Below are 24,125 nucleotides of genomic sequence, written 5' to 3' on the forward strand. Positions count from 1 at the left end.
GGCGCCGGATCGGGGCGGGCGCGTCACCGGGGCTCGATCTACAGGTCCTCGGCGAAGTCCGCCTGCATGGTGCGGAAGACCCGCATCCCGATCAGCAGCAGAACGGCGGAGATCGCGCCGGCGATGGCCAGGTGTTCCAGATAGAACCCGTACCCGTCATGGGCGAGGATGGCCGATTTCCCGGTGGAGTTGTTCGCCGGCGCATCGTAGATCGCCCGCTGGAACGAGATGATCACTACCGCCATCGGGTTCAGCAGATAGACCCAGGTCCATTCGCCCAGCTGGTTCTGGATGAGACCAAAGGCATAGACCATCGGGTTGAGCCAGAACCAGGCGAGCAGGGCGACGTCGAGCAGGTGCGAGGTGTCGCGGTAGCGCACGTTGAGCGCGCTGACCAGCAGGGACATCGCGATGGTGAAGACCAGCGCCACCGCGCCCGCCGGCAGGAGCAGCAGCAGGTTCGGCCCGAGCAGGTGATAGCCGAGCCCAAGGATCACCGCGAACAGCACCAGCAGCTGCAACAGGAAGTGCACGGCGGCGAAACCGACCGCGGACAGTGGCAGCACCGCCAGCGGGAAGCGCACCTTCTTGACCAGGTTCGCGTTCGCCACCACGCTGCCACAGGCCGAGGAGACGCTGCCGGAGAACGCGTTCCAGATCAGCATGCCGGACATCAGGTAGATGCCGAACCGTGGAATGCCGGACTTCAGCACGACCTGGAAGACGAAGGTGTACACGACCAGCAGCAGCATGGGGTTCGCCAGCGACCAGGCGAACCCCAGCGACGAGCCCTTGTACTTGACCTTCAGGTCCTTGCGGACCAGGTTGCGCAGCAGCTCCCAGCGGACCTTCGTCTGCGCCCGGCTGCGGCGGGCCAGACGGCTCGGATCCGCGGCATGGTTCGGCTCACCGTGCGGGGCGGGTGGCGGTGACGTCGTCACCGGACCCGCAGCCGGCGCCGGAGCGTCAGCGAGATGTGACACAGCCTGTCCGCTCCTCACTGGACCCGACCAGCACGGCCCGACCCCTTCCTCCTGACCTGGCCCGGCACGTGGGCGACATGGTGGTAGGAGCACAACCATTGGTGAACGATGATGAAGCGTCCCGCATCCGGCCGGAAAACTGACGCTACCGTGCCACTGTCAGGAGCACGACGCCGCCTGTCCGGGGTGTCACCATCCGGTCCGGTGGTGGGCGGTCGAAGCGTGCTCCATAGTATCGATGGCGTCCATCTGGCTTCGGCCGGCTGATGCCGCTCGGGAATACTCGACGTGCGGTGTGCCGTCGAGGGCCACCCGGCAAAAGGCGGCCGCCCCCAGGGCCGCATGGAGGGGACGGCCGTGTTCACCGACGTCCGACTACGCGAAGTGTGGTCGCATCTGGAGTCGGGCGGGGCACAGGCCCTGACCCTGGACGTGTTCGACACTCTGCTCTGGCGCATGGTTCCCGAACCCACGCACGCGTTCCTGCTGCTGGGCCACCGGCTCGCCGACGCCGGGCACCTCCCGGCGAGCGTGTCCCCCGGCGAGTTCGCCCGGCTGCGGGTACACGCCGAGCACCTCGCCCGGGTGCACGCGCACGAGACCCGCGGCACCCACGAGGTCCGCCTCGACGAGATCTGGCAGCTGCTGCTGCCGGCGCTGCCGGGTACCGCCGGCGTGCAGGACCTGATCGACGCGGAGGTCGCCGTCGAGCGCGAGCTGTGCCGGGCCGACCTCGCCGTCGTGGAACTCGCCGAACTCGCGATGACCAAACTCGGCCTGCCGGTGTACCTGCTGTCCGACACGTACTTCTCCGCCGGCCAGCTCGAGCGGCTGCTGAACCGCCCGGAGATCGCCGGCGTGCAGTTCACCCGGATCTTCACCTCGTCGGACGCCGGGACGTCCAAGAGCGACGGGCTGTTCCAGCACATGCTGGCCGCCTCGAAGCTGCAGCCGTCCCGCGTCGTCCACCTCGGTGACCATCCCGTGGCCGACGTCGAGGGCGCCCGCGAGCACGGGCTCGTCGCCATCCACTACCCCAAGTACTCCGGTTCGCTGCGCCAGACCCTCGAGCTCGAAGGGCTGCGCGGGCAGCCCGGGGACGACACCGCGATCGACCCCGTGGACGGCGACTACGGCATGACCGCCCTGCGTGCCCGGACGCTGCACCGCTCCGACGCGCTGGCCGTCCCCGCCGGGCTGCGGCGCTACTGGGAGACCGGCGCGACCGTGTTCGGCCCGGTCTTCGCCGGCTTCGCCGAATGGGCGGTGGAACGGGCCCGGGACTTCGGCGCCGACCACATCCACTGCCTGATGCGTGAGGGCGACTTCCTGTCCCGGCTGCTCGTCGACCCCGGTGAGGACATCGGGATCACCACGTCCACGGTGTGGGCGTCCCGGCAGGTGTGCGCGCTGTCGAACGTGTTCGAGGGCAGCCCGGAGGAGCTGAAGAGCTTCCTGGTCCGCCGGCACGCACCCAGCGTCGGGCAGTTGCTGCGCCAGCTCGGCGTCCGGCTGGACAACGTCGCCGGCATCTCGGCCCTGGCCGAGCGCCGCCTGGACGTGCCCGGTCTGCTCGACGACACGCTCGAGGCCCTGTGCTCGGACGAGCGGATTCGCAGCGAGATCGTGCTCACCGCCACCCGCCTGCGCGAACGCTATGTCAACTACCTGGACAGCCAGCTGCCCGAGTCGGGGCGGATGGTCGTGCTCGACCTGGGCTGGGGCGGCACCATCCAGGCCCTGCTCGCCCGGCTGCTCGCCTCCACCGGGCGCCGGCTGGACATCCTCGGCCTGTACCTGGCGACGAACCAGGCGGCGCTGGTCCACCGGCTCGGCGGCCTCGAGCTCGAGGGCTACCTGGCCTCCGGCGGCCAGCCGGAGATGCTGGCCAACCAGCTCATGCGCAGCCCCGAGGTGCTCGAGCAGCTGTGTATGCCCGATGTGGGCTCGCTCGTCTCCTTCGACGAGATGAGCAACCCGGTACTCAGCATCGACCGCACCTCACGCACCCAGGTCGCCCAGCGGGCCGCCGTCCAGGACGGCATCCTCGCCTTCCAGCGGGAATGGCTGCGTTACCGCCGCTCCGAGACGCCGATGCCGCCGCTGTCAGCCCCCGGGGCACGGCACGCCGGTCTGCGCACGCTGACCAGGTTCATCGCCCGGCCGACCGCCGCGGAGGCCGCCGCGTTCGGGTCCTGGGCGCATGACGACAACTTCGGCTCGGATTCCAGCGAGGGTCTGCTACCCCCGGAACTGGTACGGCGGATGCCCTACCTCACCCCGGCGGACGTCGACAAGATCTCCATGCGCGAGCTGTACTGGCCGGCCGGGGTCGCCGGGGTGGCGAACCGCCCGCTGGCGATCGTCGCCGGGCTCGCCGCCGCCGCGGGCGTCCCGTCCGAGGAGGTCTCACCCGAGGCCGCGGCCGGCCCGGTGGAGGTCTACGTCGACACCGGCGCGGACTTCGTCAACGGGACGAAGGACACCGCGATCACCCGTTCGGCCCGCGACGGCCTGTCGCTGGTACGGCTGCACGTGGACGCCGTGGGCGCCCGGCGGATTCGGATCGACCCTGCCGGCCGGCGCGGCCTGCTGCGCCTGGACTGGCTGACGCTGTCCTTCCACATCAACAACATCAGCGAGCCCTACAAGGTGACGATCACCTCGCTGGACGACCCGGCCCAGCAGCTCGCGCTGGTCGGTCTGCGACTGCTGCAACCCAACCTGGTCGAGATCGTCGGTGACGACCCGCAGTTCGTCTACACCATCGATCTGACGTCGCAGCCACAGCTCGCCGGGGTCTACGCTCTGGAGGTCGAGATGGCCTTCGGCTGGATGGGCATCCGCGGCGATCCGCTGGCACTGCCCGCGGCCGGTCCGGCCCGCGACGGGCTACCGGTGCGGGCCGCCCGCAAGATCCGGCGCGAGCTGGGAGGACTGCGGTGACCGAACAGGCGGATCCCGCTCCCGACCCCGCCGGGGCCGGGCCGACCGCCGAAGGCGGCGAGCTGGCCCCGTCCCGAACCACCCGACCGCACGCCCACCGGGCTCCCGAACCATCGGCCTTCCAGGCCGCGGAGCCGGAGTCGGCCGAGGCCGACGAGCAGCCCGTGCGCGGGCCGTTCGAGGTACGCGGCGGACCCGGGACGCCGCCACCAACCACGCCCACTGGTCCGTCCACGCACACCGGCCCGTCCGCGTCCGGGCGACTCCCGGCGTGGACCCGCCCGGATGGCCAGGCCTGGGATCCCCTCACCGACCCGCTCACCGGCCCGCTGGGCCGCGCGGCCGGGGCCCGCCCGTTCGCCCTCGCCGCCGCCTTCCAGTACCCCGCCGCGCCGCCGGCCGACGACCAGCCACGCACCACCCCTGCCCCGCTCCCCTCCACCGAGGCCACCTCGTCCACCGAGGCCACCTCGTCCACCGAGGCCACCTCGTCCGCTGAAACCAGCCCGTCCATCGAAACAGCGCCGTTCATCGCCACGGCACCGTCAGCGCAGGCCGAACCGTCGCTGGCAGCCGAACCCTCGGTGCGGGACGAATCCTCGGAGGCGGCTGAACCGCTGGTAGGGACCGAACCGCTGGTAGGGACCGAACCGCTGGTAGGGACCGAACCGCCGGGGATGGCTGATGTGGCAGACGAAGCCTCAGCGGCGGACGAAGCCCTGGTGGCGGACGAACGGTCCGTCGAGACGTCGCTTCCCACCGTGGACGTGGTGCCCACCGCCGTCGCGTCGCCGTCCGAGGTCACGCTCTCCGTCGTCGCGGTGGCCTCCGCCGGGGCTGTGCCATCCAGGGATGCCGTGCCATCCAGGGATGCCGTGTCGTCCAGGGATGCCGTGTCCTCCAGCACGGGGGACCCGACGGAGGCGGACAGTGGCGCGGTGCGAGACAGCTTCGCCGAGCTCGCGGCCATGGCCGCGGGGGAACCGGCCGCGGGAGAGCGGGTCACGGAGGAACGGGGTGTGGCTCGGTCGCAGGGGGCGCGGGTAGTGCCCGCGCGCGGCGACGAGCACACTCGCGAGGTGACCGAGGCGGCCCCGCGGACCCGGGCGCCACTCCTGCTGCACTCGCTGGCCGATCTGCGGGAGATCTGGGTACCGCTGGTCGAGGCGTCCGGAGCGCGCAGCGTCGCCGAGATCGGCTCGGAGAGCGGCGTCACCACCTCGCTGCTGGTCGACCTGCTCCGACGCGGCGGGGGCGGCCGGCTCGTCGTCGTCGACCCGAATCCCGGTGTGGAGCCGACCTCCGGCGGCGGGCTGGACGTGCAGGTCATCCGCGGTCACAGCCCGCAGGCCCTGGACGACCACGCCCCGACCGACGCCTACCTCCTCGACGGCGATCACAACTACGCCACGGTGCGCGGTGAACTGGAGGCGATCGCCGGGGCCGTCGAACGGTTCGGCCGATCGTCGTTCCCGCTGGTGATCCTGCATGACGTCGGCTGGCCGGCCGGGCGGCGCGACCAGTACTACGCGCCGGATCGGATCGCCGGCAACGACCGTCAACCCCACTCGTGGGACGTCGGCGTCGAGATCGACAATCCCGGCACGGTGCGGGGCGGTTTCCGCGGCATGGGCGCGTTCGCCTGGGCGCTGGCCGAGGGCGGGGCGCGCAACGGGGTCCGCACCGCGATCGAGGATTTCATCGCCGAACAACCCGACCTGCGGTTCTTCACCGTCGCGCCGGTCTTCGGCCTCGGTGTCGTGGTCGACCGGCGCGCGCCCTGGGCGCGCCGCGTCGCCGACCTGCTCACACCGTGGGTCTCCAACCCGCTGCTGTCCCGCCTGGAGCGCAACCGCATCGACCTCTACCTGCACGTCCTACGACTACAGGACGCCGCGGCCGCCGCCGCCCGCGTCCGCCAGCGCGAGTGGTCCCGGCTGGACGAGGAACGCAGCCGGCTCGCCGTGACCGACCTGGACCAGCTTGCCCGCATCGCCGAACTCGAACGCGAACTCGGTGAGCTGCGTCGGCGAGCAGCCGAATCCGGACTGCTCGATGTTGACGGCACGGACGGTAGCGCCGGCTCGCCGGGCGGCGGCCCAGCGGGGGACGAGTCCCGACTGGCCCAGGTCGCACGGGTCGCCGGCACCGCCCTGCGCGCCCGGCTCGGTCCCACCGGCCAGGATCGCCTCGCCCGGGTCCAGGCCCGCGTCGTCGACGTCGCCGGTCCGACCCGCACCACCCTGCCCGCCCTGCGTCGTCGTCCGAGTCCACCAGCCCGCTGACCCGGCGTCACCAGAGCGTCGGCTTGACGGGCTCGAGGTCCTGCGACCACCCCCCGCACCCCGATACAGATGATCGGCGGGGGGTCAGCAGACCGGCTGGTAGGGGACGTCGGCTATGTAGCGCTGCCACTCGGTCTCGGTGATCTGGCGGGACGGGTCCGCGCAGGCGGCGGCGATCAGGCTGGCGTCGTCGATGCTGCTGATGCGGATGCTGTAGTCGTCGCTGGCGGTGGCGATGCCGCGGCCGTCCGGCGTCCAGGCGAGGGCCTGGATCCAGTCCCCGTGGCCGCTGATCGTGCCGGCGGCGGGGGGACGTCCGGAGCCGGTGACGTCCCACAGGTGGACGGTGGTGTCCCAGCCGGCGGTCGCGAGGGTTCGGCCGTCGGGGCTGAAGGCGACGTCGAAGACCCACTTCTCGTCCGCGGGGAAGGAGGCGACGGCCTCCGGGCGGGAGGGGTCGGTGACGTCCCAGATGCGGGCGGTGCCGTCGTAGCTGCCGGTGGCCAGGCGCCGTCCGTCGGGGCTGAAGGCCACGGCCCAGACGTAGTCGGTGTGTGCGGTGATCGCGGCCAGCGGACGGGGATGGCTCGGGTCGGAGATGTCCCAGATGCGGGCGGTCCGGTCGGCGCTCGCGGTGGCCAGCAGACGGCCGTTGGGACTGAAGGCCACCTCGTTCACCCAGCTGGTGTGCCGGTCGAGGACGGACAGTTCCCGCGGATGGCGCCGATCGCTGACGTCCCACAGCCGGGCGGTGTTGTCGTAGCCACTGGTGGCGAGGATTTTGCCGTTGGGGCTGAAGGCGGCATCGAGTACCCAGCCGTCATGCCCGAGGATGTCGGCGACCTCGACGGGATGACGCGGGTCGCTGATGTCCCACAGGATCGCGCTACGGTCGTAACTGACGGTGGCGAGCATGGTGCCGTCCGGGCTGAACGCGGCGTCCAACGTCCAGGAACGGTGCCGGTTGAGGGTGGCCAGGCGCACCGGATGGGCCCGGTCGGCGATGTCCCACAGCTGGACGAGGTTGTCGGCACCGGTCGAGGCGAGCAGCTGTCCGTTCGGGCTGATGCTGACGCCCAGGGCGGACGCGGTGTGCCCGCGCAGCACCGTCGCCGTGGCGGCGGCGAACGAGGTCCGCAGGGCCGCGCGGGCCTCGGCGTCCGGGTCGATCCGGTAGGCGGCCAGCGACAGCCGGGCGGCGAGGTCCGTGTCCGAGGTACGGACCGCCTCGGCGGCCAGCGCCACCCGTTCGGCGACCTCCTCGTGGCTTGGCCGGTCCCCACCGCCGGAGGTCAGCGCCAGCGGAACCAGAGCGGTGATCAGTGCGACCGCCAGCAGTGGCGCGGCGAGCAACGCGATCCGCCGCCGGCCCCACCCGCGCCGCGGCCGGGTCGCCGGGCTCCCGTCGCCGGCACCGATCTCGGCCCCCGCACCACCCACGCCCGTTCGGCCTGGCCTGGTGACAGCGCCCGCCCCGGTGCCATGCGCTGCCGGCCCCTCCCCACCACCGCCGTCCGGGATGCTGCCGGCGGTCCCACCAGCGGTCGCGCCGCCGGTGACACCGCCGGTCGAGGCGGGGAAGGCCTCGCCGGTCCGCGCGGACCGTTGCGGCGGCGCGGCCAGCGGCGCGGCCGAGTGGATGACCCTGGTCACGTCCGGGTCGGGATGTGTCGGCGGGCCCATGGCCACCAGGCGGAGGAACAGATCGCGGGCGGTCGGACGGGCCGCCGGGTCCTTGCGCATCGCCTCCTCGACGATGGGACGCAGGTTCGGGTCCAGACCGTCGAGCAGTGGCTCGCGGTGCACGACCCGGTAGAGCTGCACCGGCGTCGGCCCGTCGCCGAACGGGAACGATCCGGTCCCCGCGTAGGTGACCAGCCCACCCCAGGCGAAGACGTCGGCGGCCGCCGAGACCGGTTCACCGTTGGCCTGCTCGGGCGCCATGAACGCCGGCGTGCCGATCCGCTGGATCTCCTGGCTGAGCATTGTCGGGGCGTCCATCGCCCGCGCGATCCCGAAGTCGATCACCCGCGGTCCGAGGGAGGACAGCAGCACGTTCGATGGTTTGAGATCCCGGTGCACCATCCCGGCGCCATGAATGGACATGAGCGCCGCCGCCACGCTGACCGCGAGCCGTTCGAGATCCGCTGAGCGCAGCGGACCCTCGGCGGCGACGGTCTGCGCCAGGGTGAACCCGTCGATGTACTCGGTGACGAGGTAGGGCAGCCCACCCGGCGGATCGACGACGTCGAGCACTTCGGCGGTGCAGAACCTGGCGACGCGACGGGCGATGTCGGCCTCCCGGCGGAACCGGGCCCGGAACTCGGGTACCCGGGCCAGATCCGGCCGGATGACCTTCACCGCGACCAGCCGGCCGGCGTACCCGGTGGCGTGCTCACGCCCCCGGCCGAGGTAGACCGTGCCCATCCCGCCCTCGCCGAGCCGCCCCAGCAGCTCCACCCGGTCCAGCCCGGTCAGATCACCCGGCTCCAGCGGAGCCACACCCACCGGGATCGCCGAACCCGACCGCCCCCCACCCGTCTGACCCGCCGAACCCGCGCCCGCGCCACCGTGCGTCGCCGGACCAGATGTCGTCGAACCACGCGTCGTCGGGCTGTGCGTCGCTGGACCGTGTGTCGCCGGGCCCGGCGTGGCCGCGTTCTGTCCGGCGGTGACCGGACTGGCGGCGGGGGACGTGACAGCGGGAGTGTCGGTACGCGGCGCCGGCGGCCCGCCTGGCGGAACCTGCTCGGCCCGTGCCGGCGTACGCGCGGGGCTGGTGGGGACGGGCGAGGGGGGCGCGGCACGGGAGGGGCCGGTGGCGCCGCTCGGGCGCTGCTGGGCGGCCAGCGGCGGCGCGGCCGCTGGCGGAGCGGTCAGCGGAGGCGGAGAGATCGGCGGCAGCGCGGACGGGGAGGACGCGGAGCGCCCTTCGTCCGTCTCCCGCTTGCGGCGCACGATGTCCCCCCGAGCCCGGCCGGTGGCCCTACGGGGCCGAACCGCGCGATCAGTGTTTCATGATCTGCCGAACCCACCAAACGGTGGGTTGGCCGCTCGGGTGCAGCCGCGGCAGGACGACCCGCCGAGCGCGGGTCCGCGCCGACGGGGGCCGTGCCCGTCGCAGGCGCCCGGAGTCAGTGTCAGTCTGCCGCCGCCCGCAGTGGCGCGCACGCTCCGCGATGGATATTCACGGATTATACTAGATCATCACTCTTGGTGATCGGTATTGGGCCCTTTCGTAGTCGTCCGTTGCGGGTCGCGGGTCGGGCCGCGCAGGACCTCGGCGGCACGCCGCCGGGTGGTGGCCTGCAGCCCGGGCGCCCGGGCGGTGCCAGCCCGGGCACCCGCGGTGACCTTGGCGTCCAGGGTGGTCCGGGCGTCCGCGGTGGTCCGGGCGTCCGCGGTGGTTCGTCCGGTCGGGTCGCCGCGGTCGACGGAGCGGGTCGCGCCGGGTGTGGCCGCGCCGGGGGCGAAGGCCGTGAACCGGGCGGACACGGCGGAGTCGGGGTCCGTCGAGTCCGGGGTGGTCGCCGTGGGGCCGACGACGGTGAGCCACCCGCAGGCCACCACGGCGGCGACGGCGAGCCCGCACACGGCCACCGCGAAGCAGATCAGGACCCACTCGGGCCAGGGTGACCAGGCCGCCATATCGGTCCAGGCGTCCCCGAGATCGCCGTTCTCGGGCTTCCAGAAGTGCGGGAACACCCGGCGGACGGAGAGGAACTGCAAGGTGGCCGCGCCGGCGAGGAAGAGCAGCGGCATCACCCGGGACAGGTGGCGGCCCAGCGCCGCGGCACCCATCCCGACGCCGATCGCCAGCGCCGCGAGGCCCGCGTACAGGTAGCGCCCGGAGATCCCGCTGACGTGGAACTGCCGGTCGAAGTTCTTCGCCGACTGCAGGGTCATCAGGGCGAAAAGGCCCCAGGTCACCCAGAGCATGAACAGCAGGTCGACCCGGGAGCGCCCACTGCGCGCCCGGATCAGGGCGAGCGCGAACAGCGCGACGACGAGGGCGGACGCGACCCGCACCGGGATCGTCGACAGGTTCACCTCGAACCAGCCGATCGACCCCCACCAGCGCAGGATCGTGCCGTTGACGAGCACCTCGGTGTAGGCACCCCAGTCGTCCCCCAGGTACTGGCCGAGGGGGAAACCGGGGGTCTCGGGCTGGAAGGCACCCCAGCGCACGACGTTGACGATCCACCACCAGCCGCCCAGCGCGACCATGATCACACCGCCGAGCGCGATCGGCCGCCACGGCACCCGCGGTGCCGCCGCGGCCGCCCCGACCGGCTGGGTCGACAGCCCGAGGCGCACCGGCCGTTGATCGTCCGCGACCCGGGCCGCGCCGGCGCGGGCGTCCCGCCGGCTTCGGGACCAGGCCACCAGATAGGCGAACGCGGCCATCGGCACGAGCACGATCGCCAGCGACTTCGTCATCAGGGCAAGGCCGACGAAGGCCCCGGTGTACCCCGCCGTCCGCAGCGACGTGTCCCCTCGCAGCACGTACGCCACCGCGACGGTGGCCAGGCCCCCGGTCAGCACGAGCAGGTTGTCGTTGTTGACGCTGGACCCGATGTGGGTGAGCTGCGGGATCGTGAGCGGGACGAGGGCGGCGCAGGTGCCGGCGATCCGGTTGCCGTCGGCCAGCCGATGCGCCCCGGCCCAGGCGAGCAAGGGCAGGGGCGCGACCATCAGCACGCTGACCAGGCGCAGAATGCCGATGATCTGATCCCAGCGCAGGTTGTCGGCATCGCCCGGGAGGGCTTTGAGGACCGTCGCGTTCACCCAGTAGTACAACGGCGGATGCTGGACGATCTGCTGGATTCCGCCCACCGGAGCCGGCGTCCGCTCCAGGGTCCGCCAGCTGGGCCGGTACTCGCGTGGCTCGGCGTCCTCGGCGGTGAACGGCCCGGCGGACAGCTCGCGGGGCGCGTCGTCGATCCCGTACGGCGACACCATGATCGCTCCGACGCCGCCGCGGGTGACCTTCGCATGGCCGGGATGCGGCCAGCCGCGCCCCTCGACCAGCCGCATGACGGCGTCGACGTGGTTGGGCTCGTCCGGAGCGTGATACTGCGGCACCAGGACGGACCAGCTGGCCAGCATCGCGGTGAACAGCAGCGTGAGGATCCAGATGACGGGTGGCGCCGACCGCAGGATGCGCCATGGCCGAAAGTGGGTACCCGGCGGGGAGATCCCGGCGAGGAATCCGGAGGTGGCGGAACGGGCCGCCGCGGTCGGTTCCAGCTTGTCAGCCAAGACTGCGCAGTCCCATCGGACGAAGGTGGTGTCATGTTACGGACACCCCCATCCAGTTGACGGCCACCCCCCATGTGTCGCCACCGGGTGTCCGTGCACGTCAGCCCGTGCCTTCCGGGCACGTCCCGAACAGTGGTTCCCACCGGTCGGCGCCGTTAGTCCCCGCGGTCGGCGTCAGGGCTCCCCGCGGGGTCAGCGCCAGGCGTCGATGTGGCCGACGACCTTCGCCGGTGAACCGGCGACCACGGCCTTCGGCGGGACGTCCCGGGTCACCACGGAACCGGCCGCCACCACGGCGCTCTCCCCGACGGTGACGCCCTTGAGCACGATCGCGCCGGCGCCGATCCAGGCCCGGTCCTCCAGGATGATCGGCCCGCTCATCGGCTGCTCCACACCGTCGACGATCATCGGGTGGAAGTCGTTGTCGAGCAGCTGGGTGTCCCAGGAGACGTTGCAGTAGGCGCCGATGGACACCCGCTCCCGCACCAGGATCTTGGCGAAGCCGTTGACGTTCGCGTACGGGCCGAGCTCCAGGACCCCGGAGTCGACGACGACCCGCACCCCACGCTGCAACGACACGACACCCTCGCAGCGCAGCCGTCCCTCCGGATGCACCCGGATGATCGAGGTGTCCCGTCTGGACGTCAGGCCGAACGGGGCGAGACCGACCCGCAGGGCGGCGCCGTCGGCGAACTCGATCCGTTCCCGCCCCTGGATGACGGTCGGCGAGCCGATCCAGATCGGCTGGCGGTGGGCGAACGGGTAGCGCAGACCGGCCACGAAGGAGCGGGCCGAGGTCTCCCGCGCCGCACGCAGCGCCCGGACGTGCCGAACATACTCACGGAGATCACTTCTGTACGCGTTCACCTCCGCAACAGTAGGCGCAGGCGTGGTACGACCACCCGCCGGCAGGCGGCCACGGGTGGCCGGGAGGTGGGCCGGTGGTCGGCCGGTGGGGTGCGGCGTGCCACTCTAGAACGGCGGTTCGGGGGGGACGAGCCGCCGCGACCACCGCCATGCCGCCGGCCGCTGCCGGTACATCACGACCTCGGGCCGCCCGCAGACCAGTTCTGGGCGGCCAGGCCGCAGGACCGGCGGGGCGTGCCAGACCCCGGCGGTAAGGACCGTCGGGCCGGCGGCGCTCACCGCCGGGAACGAGGAGCGGGAGCCACACCGACGTGAGTGTCAGCGCCATCCACATGCCCGAGCATCCGCACAGCGGCACCCCGACGCAGCCCGGGGCCGATGACGAGCAGCCCGGGTCCGCCCCGGGCGTTCCCTACGTCACCATCGTGCTGCCCTGTTACAACGAGCAGGACCATGTGGTGCGCGAGCTGGAACGCATCAGCGCCGCGATGGACGTCAGCGGATACGCCTACGAGATCCTGGCGATCGACGACAAGTCCACCGACAACACCCTGGCCGTGCTGCGCGAGGCCGCCCCCCGCTTCCCGCGGATGCGGATCATGGCGTTCCGGCGCAACGGCGGTTCCGGCACCGCCCGGCGGATCGGCACCCAGGATGCCCGGGGGAAGATCGTCGTCTGGACCGACGCCGACATGACCTACCCCAACGAGCGCATCCCCGAGTTCGTCCGCCACCTCGACGACAACCTGGACGTCGACCAGGTCGTCGGGGCCCGCCTCACCGAGGAGGGCACCCACAAGTGGGCGCGGGTGCCGGCGAAGTGGCTGATCCGGATGATCGCGCAGCGGCTGTCCGGGATGAAGATCCCCGACCTGAACTCGGGGCTGCGGGCCTTCCGCCGTGAGGTCTCGCTGCCGTACCTGCGTCTGCTGCCGCCCGGGTTCAGCTGCGTCACGACGATCACGATGTCGTTCCTGTCCAACCAGCACCCGGTCGACTACATCCCGATCGACTACGCCAAGCGGGCCGGGACCTCGAAGTTCCACCCGTTCAAGGACGCACGGCGCTACATCCTGCAGGTCCTGCGAATGGTGATGTACTTCGACCCGCTCAAGGTACTGATGCCGCTGGCCCTGTGGATCATGGGGTTGGGCTTCATCAAGCTGGTCGTGGACCTGGTCCGCTACGACTTCCACGTCGCGACCTCCACCCTGCTCGCGATCCTGGTCGGCTTCCAGATCGTGGTCCTGGCGCTCATCGGGGACCTGGTGGCCAGGTCCCGCAGCGGTACCTGAGCGGATGCGGATCGCCCTGATCGGCCCGACGCATCCCTACAAGGGGGGCATCGCCCAGCACACCACCGAGCTCGCCCACCGGCTGGCCGAACGCGGCCACGAGGTGGTCATCGAGTCCTGGTCCGAGCAGTATCCGGCCCGGCTGTACCCCGGTCAGGCCCGGGTGAGCGAACCCGAGATGGAGCCGTTCGGGGCGACGAGCTACCCGCTGTCCTGGCGCCGGCCGGACGGCTGGCTGCGGCTGGGCCGCCGGCTGCGCCGCACCGTGGACGCGGTCGTGCTGGTCGTCGTCACGCCGGTACAGGCCCCCGCCTACCTCGCCATCCTCGCCGGCCTGCGCGGGGTCGGTGGCAGGCGCGGGCGCGTTCGGCGGGGGAGCCGAGTGGCGGCCGGGACGCCCACGGTGCTGGCGAGGCCCACGGTGCTGGCGAGGCCCACGGTGCTGGCGTTGTGCCACAACGTGCTGCCGCACGAGCGGAGTCGGATCGACGTGCCACTGGTGCGCGCCGTGCTCCGCCGGGCCTCGGCTGTCCTGGTGCACACCCCGGCGCAGGCCGAGCTCGCCGCCGAACTCGCCGACGTCCCGGTGGTGACCGCCGAGATGGCCCCGCATCTGTGGTCCTCGCCGACCCGCCGCCGTCCGGCGGACGCCGTCCTCGAGCCGGATGGCGGGGGCGGCGAGACATCCCGGCGGTTGTTGTTCTTCGGGCTGGTGCGGCCGTACAAGGGGCTCGACGTGCTGCTGCGGGCGCTCGCGGCCGGGCCCCGCGATGTGCGGTTGACCGTGGCCGGGGAGTTCTGGGGGGATGTGGCGGCCACCGAGAGCCTGATCGGCGAGCTGGGTCTGACCGACCGGGTGGATCTGCGGGCCGGCTATGTCGACGCCGCGGACGTCCCGGCGCTGTTCGCCGCCGCCGACGCGCTGGTGCTGCCGTATCGGGCGGGTACCGCGTCCCAGAACGTCGATCTCGCCCGGCTGCACGGGCTGCCGGTCATCGCGACCACGGTGGGGACGCTCGCGAGCTCCGTCCGCGACGGGGTGGACGGCCTGCTCGTCCCGCCGGACGACACCGAGGCGCTCGCCGAGGCACTACGCCGGCTCTACGCGCCAGGTGTGCTCGCTGACCTGCGCGCCAAGGTCGTACCGCCGGACGTGCCGGCCGCCTGGGACCGGTACCTGGACGTGACGCTCGCCGCCCTCGCCGGCGAAACCGAACATCGTGATGGAAAGGTGGACCGGTGAGTCCCGTACGAGACGACGCCCTCGCCTATGTGGGCCATCAGGTCCACGTGATGCGCCGGCGTGAGGTGGGCACGCTGCTGTCCTGGGCGGGTGAGCTCGCCGGGCGCACCGTGCTGGACGTGGCCGGCGGTGACGGTTACTGGGCCGGGCAGGCCGTCCGGCGTGGCGCCCGCGCGGTCTGCCTGGACCTGGCCCGGCACAAGCTGGAGTTCGGCCGGCGCCTGCGCGGGCACCCCGGGCTGGTCGAGGGGGACGCGCTCGCACTGCCGTTCGCGGACGCCACCTTCGACGTGATCATGTCGGTGTGCGCCATCGAGCACTTCGACGACGGCCCGGCCGCCCTCGCCGAGATGTCCCGGGTGCTGCGCCCCGGCGGCGACCTGGTGATGTCGGCGGACGCGCTGACCGGCTCGGCGCGGTGGCCGGAGCTGCTCGAACGGCACCGGGCCCGCTACCACGTCAAGCACCTCTACCCGGGCAGGGTCCTGCGCGGCCTGCTCGACGACGCGGGGATGGACGTCGTCCGCCAGACGTACATGTTCCGCGGCGAGCGGGCCCAGCGGCTCTACCTGACGCTGTCCGCCCGAGGTGGACGGGCCGGGTGGAACGCGGCGGCGGTGCTCTCCCCGGCCATCGCGCTGGCCGACCGGCGGACACCCGACGACGCGGGCAGCGTGGTGCTCACCCACGCCCGCAAGCGCGCGAGCTGACGTCCATGGCAGCCCGACGCACCGACAACCCGTCCCCGTCCCCGTCCGGCGAGGGCCCGCGGCGCACACCGCCGAACCCGCCCGCCGGGCCGCGGCGCACACCACCGAGCCGGAAACGTTCCGCCGTCCCGCTGCCACCGCGCACCGGTCCGCCACCGCCGTCGTCCTCGCGGGTGGCGCAGCGGGTCCTGGCCGTCTTCATGACGGTGCTGGTGTTCGGTCTGGTCGTGTTCGGCATGGGCGCCGCCACCGCGACGTTCGGTGAGCGCTGGTGGGGCTACGCGATCGGCGGACTGTTCTGCGTGCTGATGGTGATCGGCGCGGTGCGCGGCGGTCGGAAGTAGCGCGGCGGTCGGAAGTGGCGCGGCGGATGGTCGCGACGGTGGGTAGTCGCAGGGGGGTCGTCCCGACAGGGCGACCGGACGCGGGCAGACTGTGAACCGTGCGTGTGGGCTTTGTGGTCGAGCAACTGCTCGCTCCCGTGCCGGGAGGAACCGGGCGGTACAGCGCTGAGCTCGCCGCCGCGCTCGCCCGGACGGCGCAGCCCCCGGACGTGGTGGCCGGCTGGTGCGCGGCGCACCGGGGGTTCGACGCCGCGGCGCTACCCGGGGTGCTCGGGCCGATGCGGTTGCCGCTGCCCAGGCGGGCGCTGGCCGCGACCTGGTCCCGTGGTGTGGGTCCTGCGCCCCGCGGGGTGGACGTCCTGCACGCGCCGACGCTGCTGCTCCCGCCTGCGGGTGGCACCAGCGGTCAGGCCGTCCGGCTGGCCGCCGAGCGGATGCGCGGTGAGCCCGCCGGTGGCGGGCCCGGCGCGGAGCCGAGCGCGGCGGCACGGCGGATTCGGCGGTCACTGCTGGGGACGCTGGCGGACTCCCTCGAGCGGGCCTGGCCCCGGCCCCGGCTGGTCGTCACGATCCACGACGCGGTGCCCTGGACCCATCCTGAGACGTTGACCGCACACGGCGCGCGCTGGCACCGGCAGATGGGCGAGCGGGCGGCGCGGCTGGCCGACGCGGTGGTCGTGCCGACCCTGGCCGTGGCCGCGGAGATCTCCCGGCACCTGCCGCTGGACCCGCAGCGCCTGCACGTGATCGGGGAGGGCGTCACCGAGGCGGTCGTGCGGGTCCCGGCGGATGCGGAGGCCCGGGCGATGCGGCTGGGCCTGCCGCCGGCCGGCGGGTACCTGCTGACCCTGGCCACCTGCGAGCCGCGCAAGGGACTCGACACCGCGCTCGCCGCCCTGTGCCATCCCGATGATCCCGGTCTGCCGCTGGTGCATGTCGGGGCGCCCGGCTGGGGCGGGCTGGACGTGCGCTCCGAGGCGGCGCGGCTCGGCCTTGCTGGCGACCGGGTCCGCACTCTCGGGCGGATCAGTGACGAGGATCTCGCGGTGGTCCTGTCGCGGGCCGGAGCACTGCTCGCACCGAGCCGCTCGGAGGGATTCGGCCTGCCCGTGGTGGAGGCGATGGCGCACGGCGTGCCGGTGATCGTCTCCGCCGCGCCGGCGCTGGTCGAGGTGGCCGGCCCGGCCGCGCTGGTGACCGGGATCGGCGACGTCGCGGCCCTGGCCGCCGCGGTGCGCCGGCTCGTCGGCGACCCGGCGCTGCGGGCCCGGCTGTCGAGCACCGGGCAGGCCCGAGCCCAGATGTTTACCTGGAATGCGGCAGCGCGGGAAACGTGGGCGCTCTACGGTCGAGTCTGCGGTTCACCTGCCGTGTCCGTCGCCGACGACGGGCCGGCGTAGTGTTGCCCCCGTTGAGTAGCAAGCGGTCACCGTGAAGCGATCCGCCGCCCCTACCAGGGTGGCGCGTCAGGGAAGGAGCGCCGTGGGACCCCGGGTGCTCGTCGACGCGACTTCGGTCCCGGCAGACCGTGGTGGCGTGGGGCGTTATGTCGACGGGCTGGTCGCGGCGCTGGGCGCGGCCGGTGCGGACATGGCGCTGGTCTGCCAGCGGTCGGATGAGGAACGGTACAGCCGGATGGCGCCTCATGCCACCGTTCTGTCCGGGCCAGCGGCCATCGCCCACCGGCCAGCGCGGCTGGCGTGGGAACAGACCGGCCTGCCACTGGTGGCGGAACAGGTCGGCGCCGCCGTCATCCACTCGCCGCACTACACCATGCCGCTGCGGGCACACCAGCCGGTGTGCGTGACGATCCACGACGTCACGTTCTTCACCGAGCCGGATATGCACACCGCGGTGAAGGGCACGTTCTTCCGCTCCGCGATGCGTACCGCGGTGCGTCGCGCGGGCCGGATCATCGTGCCGTCGAAGGCGACCCGGGACGAGCTCGTCCGGGTGCTCGACGCCGAGTCGACGACCACCGACGTCGCCTACCACGGCGTCGACACGTCGACCTTCCACCCGCCGACCGAGGAGGACCGGCTGCGGGTGCGCCGCCGCCTCGGCCTCGGGGACTCCCGCTACGTGGCGTTCCTCGGCATGCTCGAGCCGCGCAAGAACGTCCCGAACCTGATCCGTGGCTGGGCCGAGGCGGTGCACTGGCGGGACGAACCACCCGCGCTCGTGCTCGCCGGCGGCTCCGGCTGGGACGACGACGTCGATGCCGCCGTCGCCTCCGTGCCAAGCCACCTGCGCGTGATCCGCCCCGGCTACCTGCGCTTCTCCGACCTACCGGGCTACCTCGGTGGGGCGACGCTGGTCGCCTACCCCTCCCACGGCGAGGGCTTCGGCCTGCCCGTGCTCGAGGCGATGGCGTGCGGCTCCCCGGTGCTGACCACGCCGCGGCTGTCCCTGCCGGAGGTCGGCGGCGACGCGGTCGCCTACACCCAGCCGGACCCGGACTCCATCGCCCGGGAGATGGGCGCCCTGCTCGACGACGCCGAGCGTCGTGGCGTGCTCGGCCGGGCCGGCCTCGCCCGGTCCCGGGAGTTCACCTGGGCGGCCAGCGCCGAGGCACACCTGGCCAGCTACGCCCGGGCCGTCGCCGAACGCTGAGGCTGGTCGCGCTCGGGGGTGTCGGCGGGAAACCGCCACCCCCGGCGCAGGGGAGGTCACAAAGGCCGCGCTACGGTCTTTGTGGCGTACCCGTCGCCCGGCATCCTGGCCGCTGGCGGCGCCCTCGGGCCGCGTGAGGACCGCGACGGCTCGGCCGCGGGCGTAGGGCGCCGGTCAGGCGGGTCGGTGAGACGGGCGGGCGTGCGCATGGATGTGGGGCCGGAGATCCGGGTCGTGGTCGTGACCTACCACTCCGGGGAGATCATCGGGCCGTTCCTCGACACCCTGGAGAAGGCCACCAGCCGGCCCGTCGAGGTCGTCATCGTCGACAACTCCCCCCAGCTGGACGCGGGCACCCGTGCCGCCGGCGACCGTGAGCGCGTCGAACTGGTGCGGCCCGGGCGCAACCTCGGGTACGGCAGTGCGATCAACCGTGGTGCCCGGGGGGCTCCGGGGCCGTGGCTGGTCATCTCCAACGCGGACATCGCGTTCTCGCCGGGCGCCCTCGACGAACTGATCGCCGCCGCCGAGCGGTGGCCCCGCGGCGGGGCGTTCGGCCCCGGCATCACCAACCCCGACGGGGCGCTCTACCCGTCCGCCCGTAACCTGCCCTCACTGGGCCGCGGCATCGGCCACGCGCTGCTCGGCTGGTGCTGGCCGACGAACCCCTGGACGGTCTCCTACCGCCGGGAGCGGGGCGCCCCCCGGGAGATGACCGCCGGCTGGCTGTCCGGCTCCTGCCAGCTGCTGCGCCGCGAGGCGTTCGAGGCCGTCCGGGGCTTCGACGAGTCCTACTTCATGTTCATGGAGGACGTCGACCTCGGGCAGCGCCTCGGGACGGCCGCCTGGGAGTCGGTGTACGTGCCGTCCGCCGTGGTGGAGCACCTGGGCGGGCACTCGACGAAACGGTCGTCCCGGCGGATGGTGCTGGCCCATCACCGCAGCATGTTCCGCTACCTCTCCCGGCAGTACCCCGGCCCGGCCAGGGCCCCGCTGCGGCTGCTGCTCGGAGTGGGGCTGGGCCTGCGCCTGCTGCTGGTGCTCGCCTTCGCCAAGGACAGCGCCGGCGCCCGGGCCACCCGCTCCGCCGGCCTGCTTCCCTCCAGCGGCCCCACCGCCGGCTCTACCGACCGTCCCGCCGTCGGTCCCGCCGACCAGCCCGCCGCTGGCTCCGCCGGCCGCTGATCCCGCCGGCCGCTGGTCCCGCCGCTCGCGACACACCCGGTCCGGGGGCTTCTGGTCGAGCGTGAGGTTCGCGTCACGGCGAATGCGGGTTGTGCAGCGTATGTCATGGTCTGCGCGGATCTCATGTGAAACCGGGCGGATCATGATGTATCGGTGTTGAACGCCCTGACATGTGGACACCGAAGATATACGAAAAGCACTGTCAAGATTACCGTGAGCTGTCGGTCGGGTGCGCGCTTCCGGCTCCCTTTATGGGCTACCCCCGTGTTCTGCGACACTGCGCTGCATGGACGCAGTGATGCTTGTCGGCGGTCAGGGGACCCGTCTACGCCCACTCACGATGTCGGCTCCCAAGCCGATGTTGCCGGTGGCGGGGGTGCCGGTCACCGCGCACATGCTGGCCCGTGCGCGTGACGCGGGAATCGACCGGGTCGTGCTGGCCACCTCCTATCGCGCGGAGGTGTTCGAGCAGTACTTCGGCGACGGATCGGCCCACGGCCTGCGGCTTGAGTACGTCACCGAGACCGAGCCGATGGGCACGGGCGGCGCGATCCGCAACGTCGCCGAACGGCTGCGCGGCGACCCGGACGAGCCCGTCGTGATCTTCAACGGCGACATCCTGTCCGGTCTGGACATCACGGCGCTGGTCAGCCGGCACACCGAGACGGACGCGGCGGTCACCCTGCACCTGACCAAGGTCGTCGACCCGCGAGCCTTCGGTGTCGTGCCGACGGACGACGCCGGACGGGTGACCGCCTTCCTGGAGAAGACACCCGACCCGCCCACCAATCTGATCAACGCCGGATGCTACGTGTTCCGCCGGTCGGTGATCGACGCGATCCCGGTCGGTCGACCCGTCTCGGTCGAACGCGAGACCTTCCCCGGCCTGCTGGCCGCCGGCACCCCGGTGTTCGGCTACCCGGACAGCACCTACTGGCTGGATCTGGGCACCCCCGCCGCGTTCGTCCAGGGCAGCCGCGACCTGGTCACCGGCCGGATGGTCTCCTCGGCGCTGCCCGGCCCGATCGGCGACTGCCTCGTCCTCGAGGGCGCGGTCGTCGCACCCGACGCCAAGATCAGCGGCGGTGCCACCGTGGGCGCGGGTGCCCGGGTGGGTGCCGGCGCCGCGGTCGACGGCGCGGTGCTGTTCGACGGGGCCGTCATCGAGGCGGGCGCCTCGGTCCGCGACAGCGTCATCGGCCGCGCCGCCGTCGTCGGCGCCGGTGTGGTGCTTGACGGTGTGGTCGTGGGCGACGGTGCCGTCGTCGAGGCGGGCAACGAACTGCGCGCCGGCGCCCGCGTGTTCCCCGGCGCGCGACTCGCCGCCGGAGCCGTCCGGTTCAGCTCGGACCGCACCTGACGCACCAAGCCGACCCGACCACCTGACCCACCGAGCCGACCTGACCCAGCGGACCGACCTGACCACCTGACTGCCTGGCCCGCCTGGCCTGCCGACGCCTGTGGGCGTGGTCCGGATGTTGTCCAAAGCGCCTGCTGGCACGCAGAACACGGACACCGGCCGGTGAATGCGGCGATTTCCGCGCTGTGACGAGGACAATCGGCCCATGAGGTTCAGCGTGGAACGCGACGTGTTCGCCGACGCGACCGGCTGGGCCGCGCGGCACCTGCCCAGCCGTCCCGGCCAGGCCCCGAACGCCCTGGCCGGCCTGCTGCTGGAGGCGGACCCCACCTCGGCCACCCCGGGCCTTCGGGTCTGCGCCTTCGACACCGAGGTCGCCGTGCGGGCGCCTGTCGCGGCCGACGTCGCGGAGGCCGGCCGGGTGCTGGTGCCCGGCCGGCTGCTCGCCGACATCGTGCGCAGTCTGCCCGCGGCCATCATCACGGTGGCGGTGGAGGGCGAGCGGATGGTGCTGCGCTGCGGCAGCGTGCGGTTCACCGTCCCGTTGATGGATGTCGCCGACTATCCCGAACTGCCGAGCTTCCCCACCCCGATCGGCGAGGTCGACACCCTCGGTTTCGCCGCTGCCATCGGTCAGGTCGCCCCGGCCGCCGCCCGCGACGAGACCGTCCCCGTGCTCACGGCGATCCGGCTGGAGATCTCCGGCCGTGGCCTGACGCTCGCCGCCACCGACCGCTACCGGCTCGCCGTACGGGGCATCAGCTGGCAGCCGACCGTCGAGGACCCCTGGGCTCTGGCCCACGTCTCGGCGAAGGTGCTCGCCGAGGTCGCCCGCAGCCCCACCTCCGCGTCCCGGATCGTGGTCGGCCTCGATCTGGCCGACCCGGCGGGCGCCCGGCTCGGACTCGCCGCCGCCGGCCGCCAGACCATCGTCCGGCTCATCGAAGGCGCCTTCCCCAACTACCGCAAGCTGCTGCCCGAGACCGCCGCGTACACGCTGACCGCCGCGACGGCGACGCTGGCCGCCGCTGTCCGCCGGGTCGCCGTCGTCGCCACCCGCACCGCCCCGCTGCGCTTCACGGTCAGCGACGGCCAGATCGTCGCCGAGGCCGGCGACGGCACCGGCGCGCAGGGACGCGAGATCATTCCGGTCGACTACACCGGCCCCGAACTGTCGGTCCTGTTCAACCCCACCTACCTGCTGGACGGCCTCAGCGCCATCGAGGACGACGAGTCGACCATCGGCTTCGTCGACACCGACCCGGCCCAGGCCTACGCCCGTCCCGCCGTCCTCACCGGAAAGGTCCCGGGCGACCCCGACGGCCGCCCGGGCGGCGGTGCCTTCCGCTACCTGCTCATGCCCATCCGCACCGACCCCCAGCCCGTGCCGCCCCCCTCAACCTCGCCCTCCTCAACCTCGCCCTCCTCAACCTCGCCCTCCTCAACCTCGCCCTCCTGAGCGGTGGGCGCCGCGCTGGACGCCGCTGAGAGCGGACGTCCCGTGCGGTGGATGCCCTGAGGGTGGACGTGCTGTGTGCGGTGGAGGTCCGAAGGACGGGCGTCCCGCGGGGTGGAGGTCAGGGGGCGGGGGTGGTCGGTGCGGTCGTCGTGGTACCGGCACCTGAGGTCGCCGCGTCGCCCGAGGCCGCAGAGCCTGCGGCGGCCGCGGTCAGCGGGCCGTCCGCGGAGACGTCCAGGGTGCCGCCGGCCGCACCGGACTCGGGAGCGGTCGGGGAGTCCCAGGTCGCGCCGTCAAGGCTCGGGTTGGCGTGCTTGTCGACGAACTGCTTGATGACATCCGCGGACACGGTCGTGCACCGCTGGGTGCGGTCCCAGCCGGTCAGGACGAAGTGCTTGCCGTCCGGGAAGGCGCCCCTGGTCCAGGGCACGCCGATGAACCGCGGGCCGGCATCCTTGGCCAGCGAGCGCAGCTTCTCCACCTGGGCGGCGGGCAGGCTCGTGTCGTACCAGCCCACGACGAACCCGTGCTCGAGGTTGTGCACCGCACGCTCGGTCGGGATGCCGGAGGCCGGGTTGTAGAAGGAAATGCCATCCGGCAGCGGGTCTGGGTTGTGGCTGCCCGACGACGGCGGGGAGACCTTGTAGTTCACGGTCGTGGAGACATGCGAGGAGCCCTGCGACGCATCGTTGACCGTGCCGGTGCAGCCGGCGGCGACCGCCGCGGACGACCCGCCCGCCACGTAACCCACCTTGTGGGTCTTGCTCTTCGCGTTCGAGTCGGCGATCGAGTAGATCACGATGCCGACCAGGAGCGCGATCACCACGACACCCGTGGTGCCGTAGATCAGCAGTGCCCGCTGGCGGGCCTTGCGCTTCTGCTCGCGGCGCAGCTGCTCGAGTCGGGCGTTGCGTTCGGTGCTCTTCTTCCCCACGGTGGCTGATCCTACGAAGTGTCGAACCAGTTATCACCGTCAGGATGCATCCGACCCGCGGGCCGACACCCGGAACACCCGCTTCGGCTGCACACGGTAAGTCCAGAATGCGGACATTTCATACCAATGCCATCGTCCCTCTGTCGCCCCGTCGGACCCCATCACCGCCCGCCCACTGCCTGCCCGCCCGCCCGCTGCCCGGTCGCCGCTGCCCGGCGGCCGCCGGACCCCACCGCTGTCCGGCGGCCGCTGCTTGGCCGTTGTCGCCTGGTCACCACCGTCCGGCCGTTGCCGTCCGGTGGGGTTCGTCGGAACGCTGCCGTCCGATGGTTACTGTTCGGCCACTCGTGGTGGATGCGTTCACTGGCGAGGCCGCGTGCCGAGGGTTGTTCGGTCGCATGCCGAGGCTTGTTAGGCGTGGGAGGTCGAAATCCTTGAAGAAGCCTCGGCATCTCGTGCTCTTGGCCGCGATCTGGGCACGTCAAAGCGCCTGCCATCCGCCACCGAGGCGCACTAAACGCTTATTTGGTACATATCGGACGTCAGAATGGCCGTGATCCAACACTGTCGAGCTTGGTGAAGAAATCGGCGGTGCGGCCGGCGGTGGGGAGGCGGTGCGGTGGGGAGGCGGTGCGGCGG

Annotated in this window: 16 protein-coding genes and 1 pseudogene; 11 read left to right on the forward strand and 6 right to left on the reverse strand. The window is 72.5% G+C overall.

Annotated elements, in window-relative coordinates; translation table 11 throughout:
• Positions 1 to 38: 38 nt before the first annotated feature.
• Positions 39 to 983 (reverse strand): ABC transporter permease, encoded by a 945-nt coding sequence (locus tag MXD59_RS19805; protein ID WP_372512144.1) that lies wholly within the window; start codon positions 981 to 983, stop codon positions 39 to 41.
• A gap of 357 nt (positions 984 to 1,340) precedes the next feature.
• Between MXD59_RS19805 and MXD59_RS19810 the strand changes: the two genes are divergently transcribed.
• Positions 1,341 to 3,929, forward strand: a complete 2,589-nt coding sequence (locus tag MXD59_RS19810) for an HAD family hydrolase (protein WP_163550521.1) — start codon at positions 1,341 to 1,343, stop codon at positions 3,927 to 3,929.
• A complete protein-coding gene (locus tag MXD59_RS19815; RefSeq protein ID WP_248826141.1) occupies positions 3,926 to 6,214 on the forward strand; it encodes a class I SAM-dependent methyltransferase in 2,289 nt (762 codons plus the stop codon). Before MXD59_RS19810 ends, MXD59_RS19815 begins: the two co-directional genes overlap by 4 nt.
• Positions 6,215 to 6,298: 84 nt before the next feature.
• Here the strand turns inward: MXD59_RS19815 and MXD59_RS19820 are convergent, their stop codons facing one another.
• The 3 genes from MXD59_RS19820 to MXD59_RS19835 all read right to left on the reverse strand — a co-directional run bounded on the left by MXD59_RS19820 (position 6,299) and on the right by MXD59_RS19835 (position 12,343).
• Positions 6,299 to 8,722: a WD40 repeat domain-containing serine/threonine protein kinase gene (locus MXD59_RS19820; protein ID WP_248826142.1), complete on the reverse strand. Its 2,424-nt coding sequence runs from the start codon at positions 8,720 to 8,722 to the stop codon at positions 6,299 to 6,301.
• A gap of 699 nt (positions 8,723 to 9,421) precedes the next feature.
• On the reverse strand, positions 9,422 to 11,476 hold the full coding sequence (locus MXD59_RS26610; protein ID WP_283097186.1) for an ArnT family glycosyltransferase: 2,055 nt from the start codon (positions 11,474 to 11,476) through the stop codon (positions 9,422 to 9,424).
• Between the two features lie 192 nt (positions 11,477 to 11,668).
• Positions 11,669 to 12,343: an acyltransferase gene (locus MXD59_RS19835; protein ID WP_248826143.1), complete on the reverse strand. Its 675-nt coding sequence runs from the start codon at positions 12,341 to 12,343 to the stop codon at positions 11,669 to 11,671.
• A 311-nt stretch (positions 12,344 to 12,654) separates the two neighbouring features.
• On the opposite strand from MXD59_RS19835, the gene MXD59_RS19840 reads away from it, so the two are divergent.
• From MXD59_RS19840 to dnaN, 9 genes and pseudogenes are all read left to right on the forward strand, one after another.
• Entirely contained in the window at positions 12,655 to 13,638 is a 984-nt protein-coding gene (locus MXD59_RS19840; RefSeq protein WP_248826144.1) for a glycosyltransferase family 2 protein, read from the forward strand.
• 4 nt (positions 13,639 to 13,642) lie between these two features.
• A complete protein-coding gene (locus tag MXD59_RS19845; RefSeq protein ID WP_248826145.1) occupies positions 13,643 to 14,881 on the forward strand; it encodes a glycosyltransferase in 1,239 nt (412 codons plus the stop codon).
• Positions 14,878 to 15,591: a class I SAM-dependent methyltransferase gene (locus MXD59_RS19850; RefSeq protein WP_248826146.1), complete on the forward strand. Its 714-nt coding sequence runs from the start codon at positions 14,878 to 14,880 to the stop codon at positions 15,589 to 15,591. The genes MXD59_RS19845 and MXD59_RS19850 overlap by 4 nt, the downstream gene beginning before the upstream one ends.
• Positions 15,592 to 15,596: 5 nt before the next feature.
• Positions 15,597 to 15,935: a hypothetical protein gene (locus tag MXD59_RS19855; RefSeq protein WP_248826147.1), complete on the forward strand. Its 339-nt coding sequence runs from the start codon at positions 15,597 to 15,599 to the stop codon at positions 15,933 to 15,935.
• 98 nt (positions 15,936 to 16,033) lie between these two features.
• Complete coding sequence (locus tag MXD59_RS19860; protein ID WP_248826148.1) at positions 16,034 to 17,335, forward strand: glycosyltransferase; 1,302 nt, start codon at positions 16,034 to 16,036, stop codon at positions 17,333 to 17,335.
• 82 nt (positions 17,336 to 17,417) lie between these two features.
• Entirely contained in the window at positions 17,418 to 18,548 is a 1,131-nt protein-coding gene (locus tag MXD59_RS19865; protein ID WP_248812547.1) for a glycosyltransferase family 4 protein, read from the forward strand.
• Between the two features lie 207 nt (positions 18,549 to 18,755).
• Positions 18,756 to 19,733 (forward strand): glycosyltransferase family 2 protein, encoded by a 978-nt coding sequence (locus MXD59_RS19870; RefSeq protein ID WP_248826163.1) that lies wholly within the window; start codon positions 18,756 to 18,758, stop codon positions 19,731 to 19,733.
• A 286-nt stretch (positions 19,734 to 20,019) separates the two neighbouring features.
• Positions 20,020 to 21,093 carry a mannose-1-phosphate guanylyltransferase gene (gene manB / locus MXD59_RS19875; RefSeq protein WP_248826149.1) on the forward strand — a complete coding sequence of 358 codons (1,074 nt, stop codon included), beginning with the start codon at positions 20,020 to 20,022 and terminating at the stop codon, positions 21,091 to 21,093.
• Positions 21,094 to 21,298: 205 nt separating this feature from the next.
• Positions 21,299 to 22,465 (forward strand): annotated as a pseudogene (dnaN, locus tag MXD59_RS19880) (DNA polymerase III subunit beta); the annotation flags it as partial.
• On the opposite strand, the gene MXD59_RS27430 reads toward dnaN, so the two are convergent.
• Together MXD59_RS27430 and MXD59_RS19885 are read right to left on the reverse strand one after the other, a co-directional pair.
• Positions 22,449 to 22,538, reverse strand: a complete 90-nt coding sequence (locus tag MXD59_RS27430; protein WP_372512145.1) for a hypothetical protein — start codon at positions 22,536 to 22,538, stop codon at positions 22,449 to 22,451. The pseudogene dnaN and the gene MXD59_RS27430 sit on opposite strands and share 17 nt — an antisense overlap.
• A 132-nt stretch (positions 22,539 to 22,670) precedes the next feature.
• On the reverse strand, positions 22,671 to 23,486 hold the full coding sequence (locus tag MXD59_RS19885) for a thioredoxin-like domain-containing protein (protein ID WP_248826151.1): 816 nt from the start codon (positions 23,484 to 23,486) through the stop codon (positions 22,671 to 22,673).
• Between the last annotated feature and the right edge of the window lie 639 nt (positions 23,487 to 24,125).

The sequence above is a fragment of the Frankia umida genome (assembly GCF_023242945.1).
Lineage (GTDB): Bacteria > Actinomycetota > Actinomycetes > Frankiales > Frankiaceae > Frankia > Frankia umida.

Coding starts and splice junctions, on each gene's coding strand:
- MXD59_RS19870 (WP_248826163.1), top strand. CDS start 18,756: ATGGATGTGGGGCCGGAGATCCGGGTCGTGGTCGTGACCTACCACTCC.
- MXD59_RS19855 (WP_248826147.1), top strand. CDS start 15,597: ATGGCAGCCCGACGCACCGACAACCCGTCCCCGTCCCCGTCCGGCGAG.
- manB (WP_248826149.1), top strand. CDS start 20,020: ATGGACGCAGTGATGCTTGTCGGCGGTCAGGGGACCCGTCTACGCCCA.
- MXD59_RS19845 (WP_248826145.1), top strand. CDS start 13,643: ATGCGGATCGCCCTGATCGGCCCGACGCATCCCTACAAGGGGGGCATC.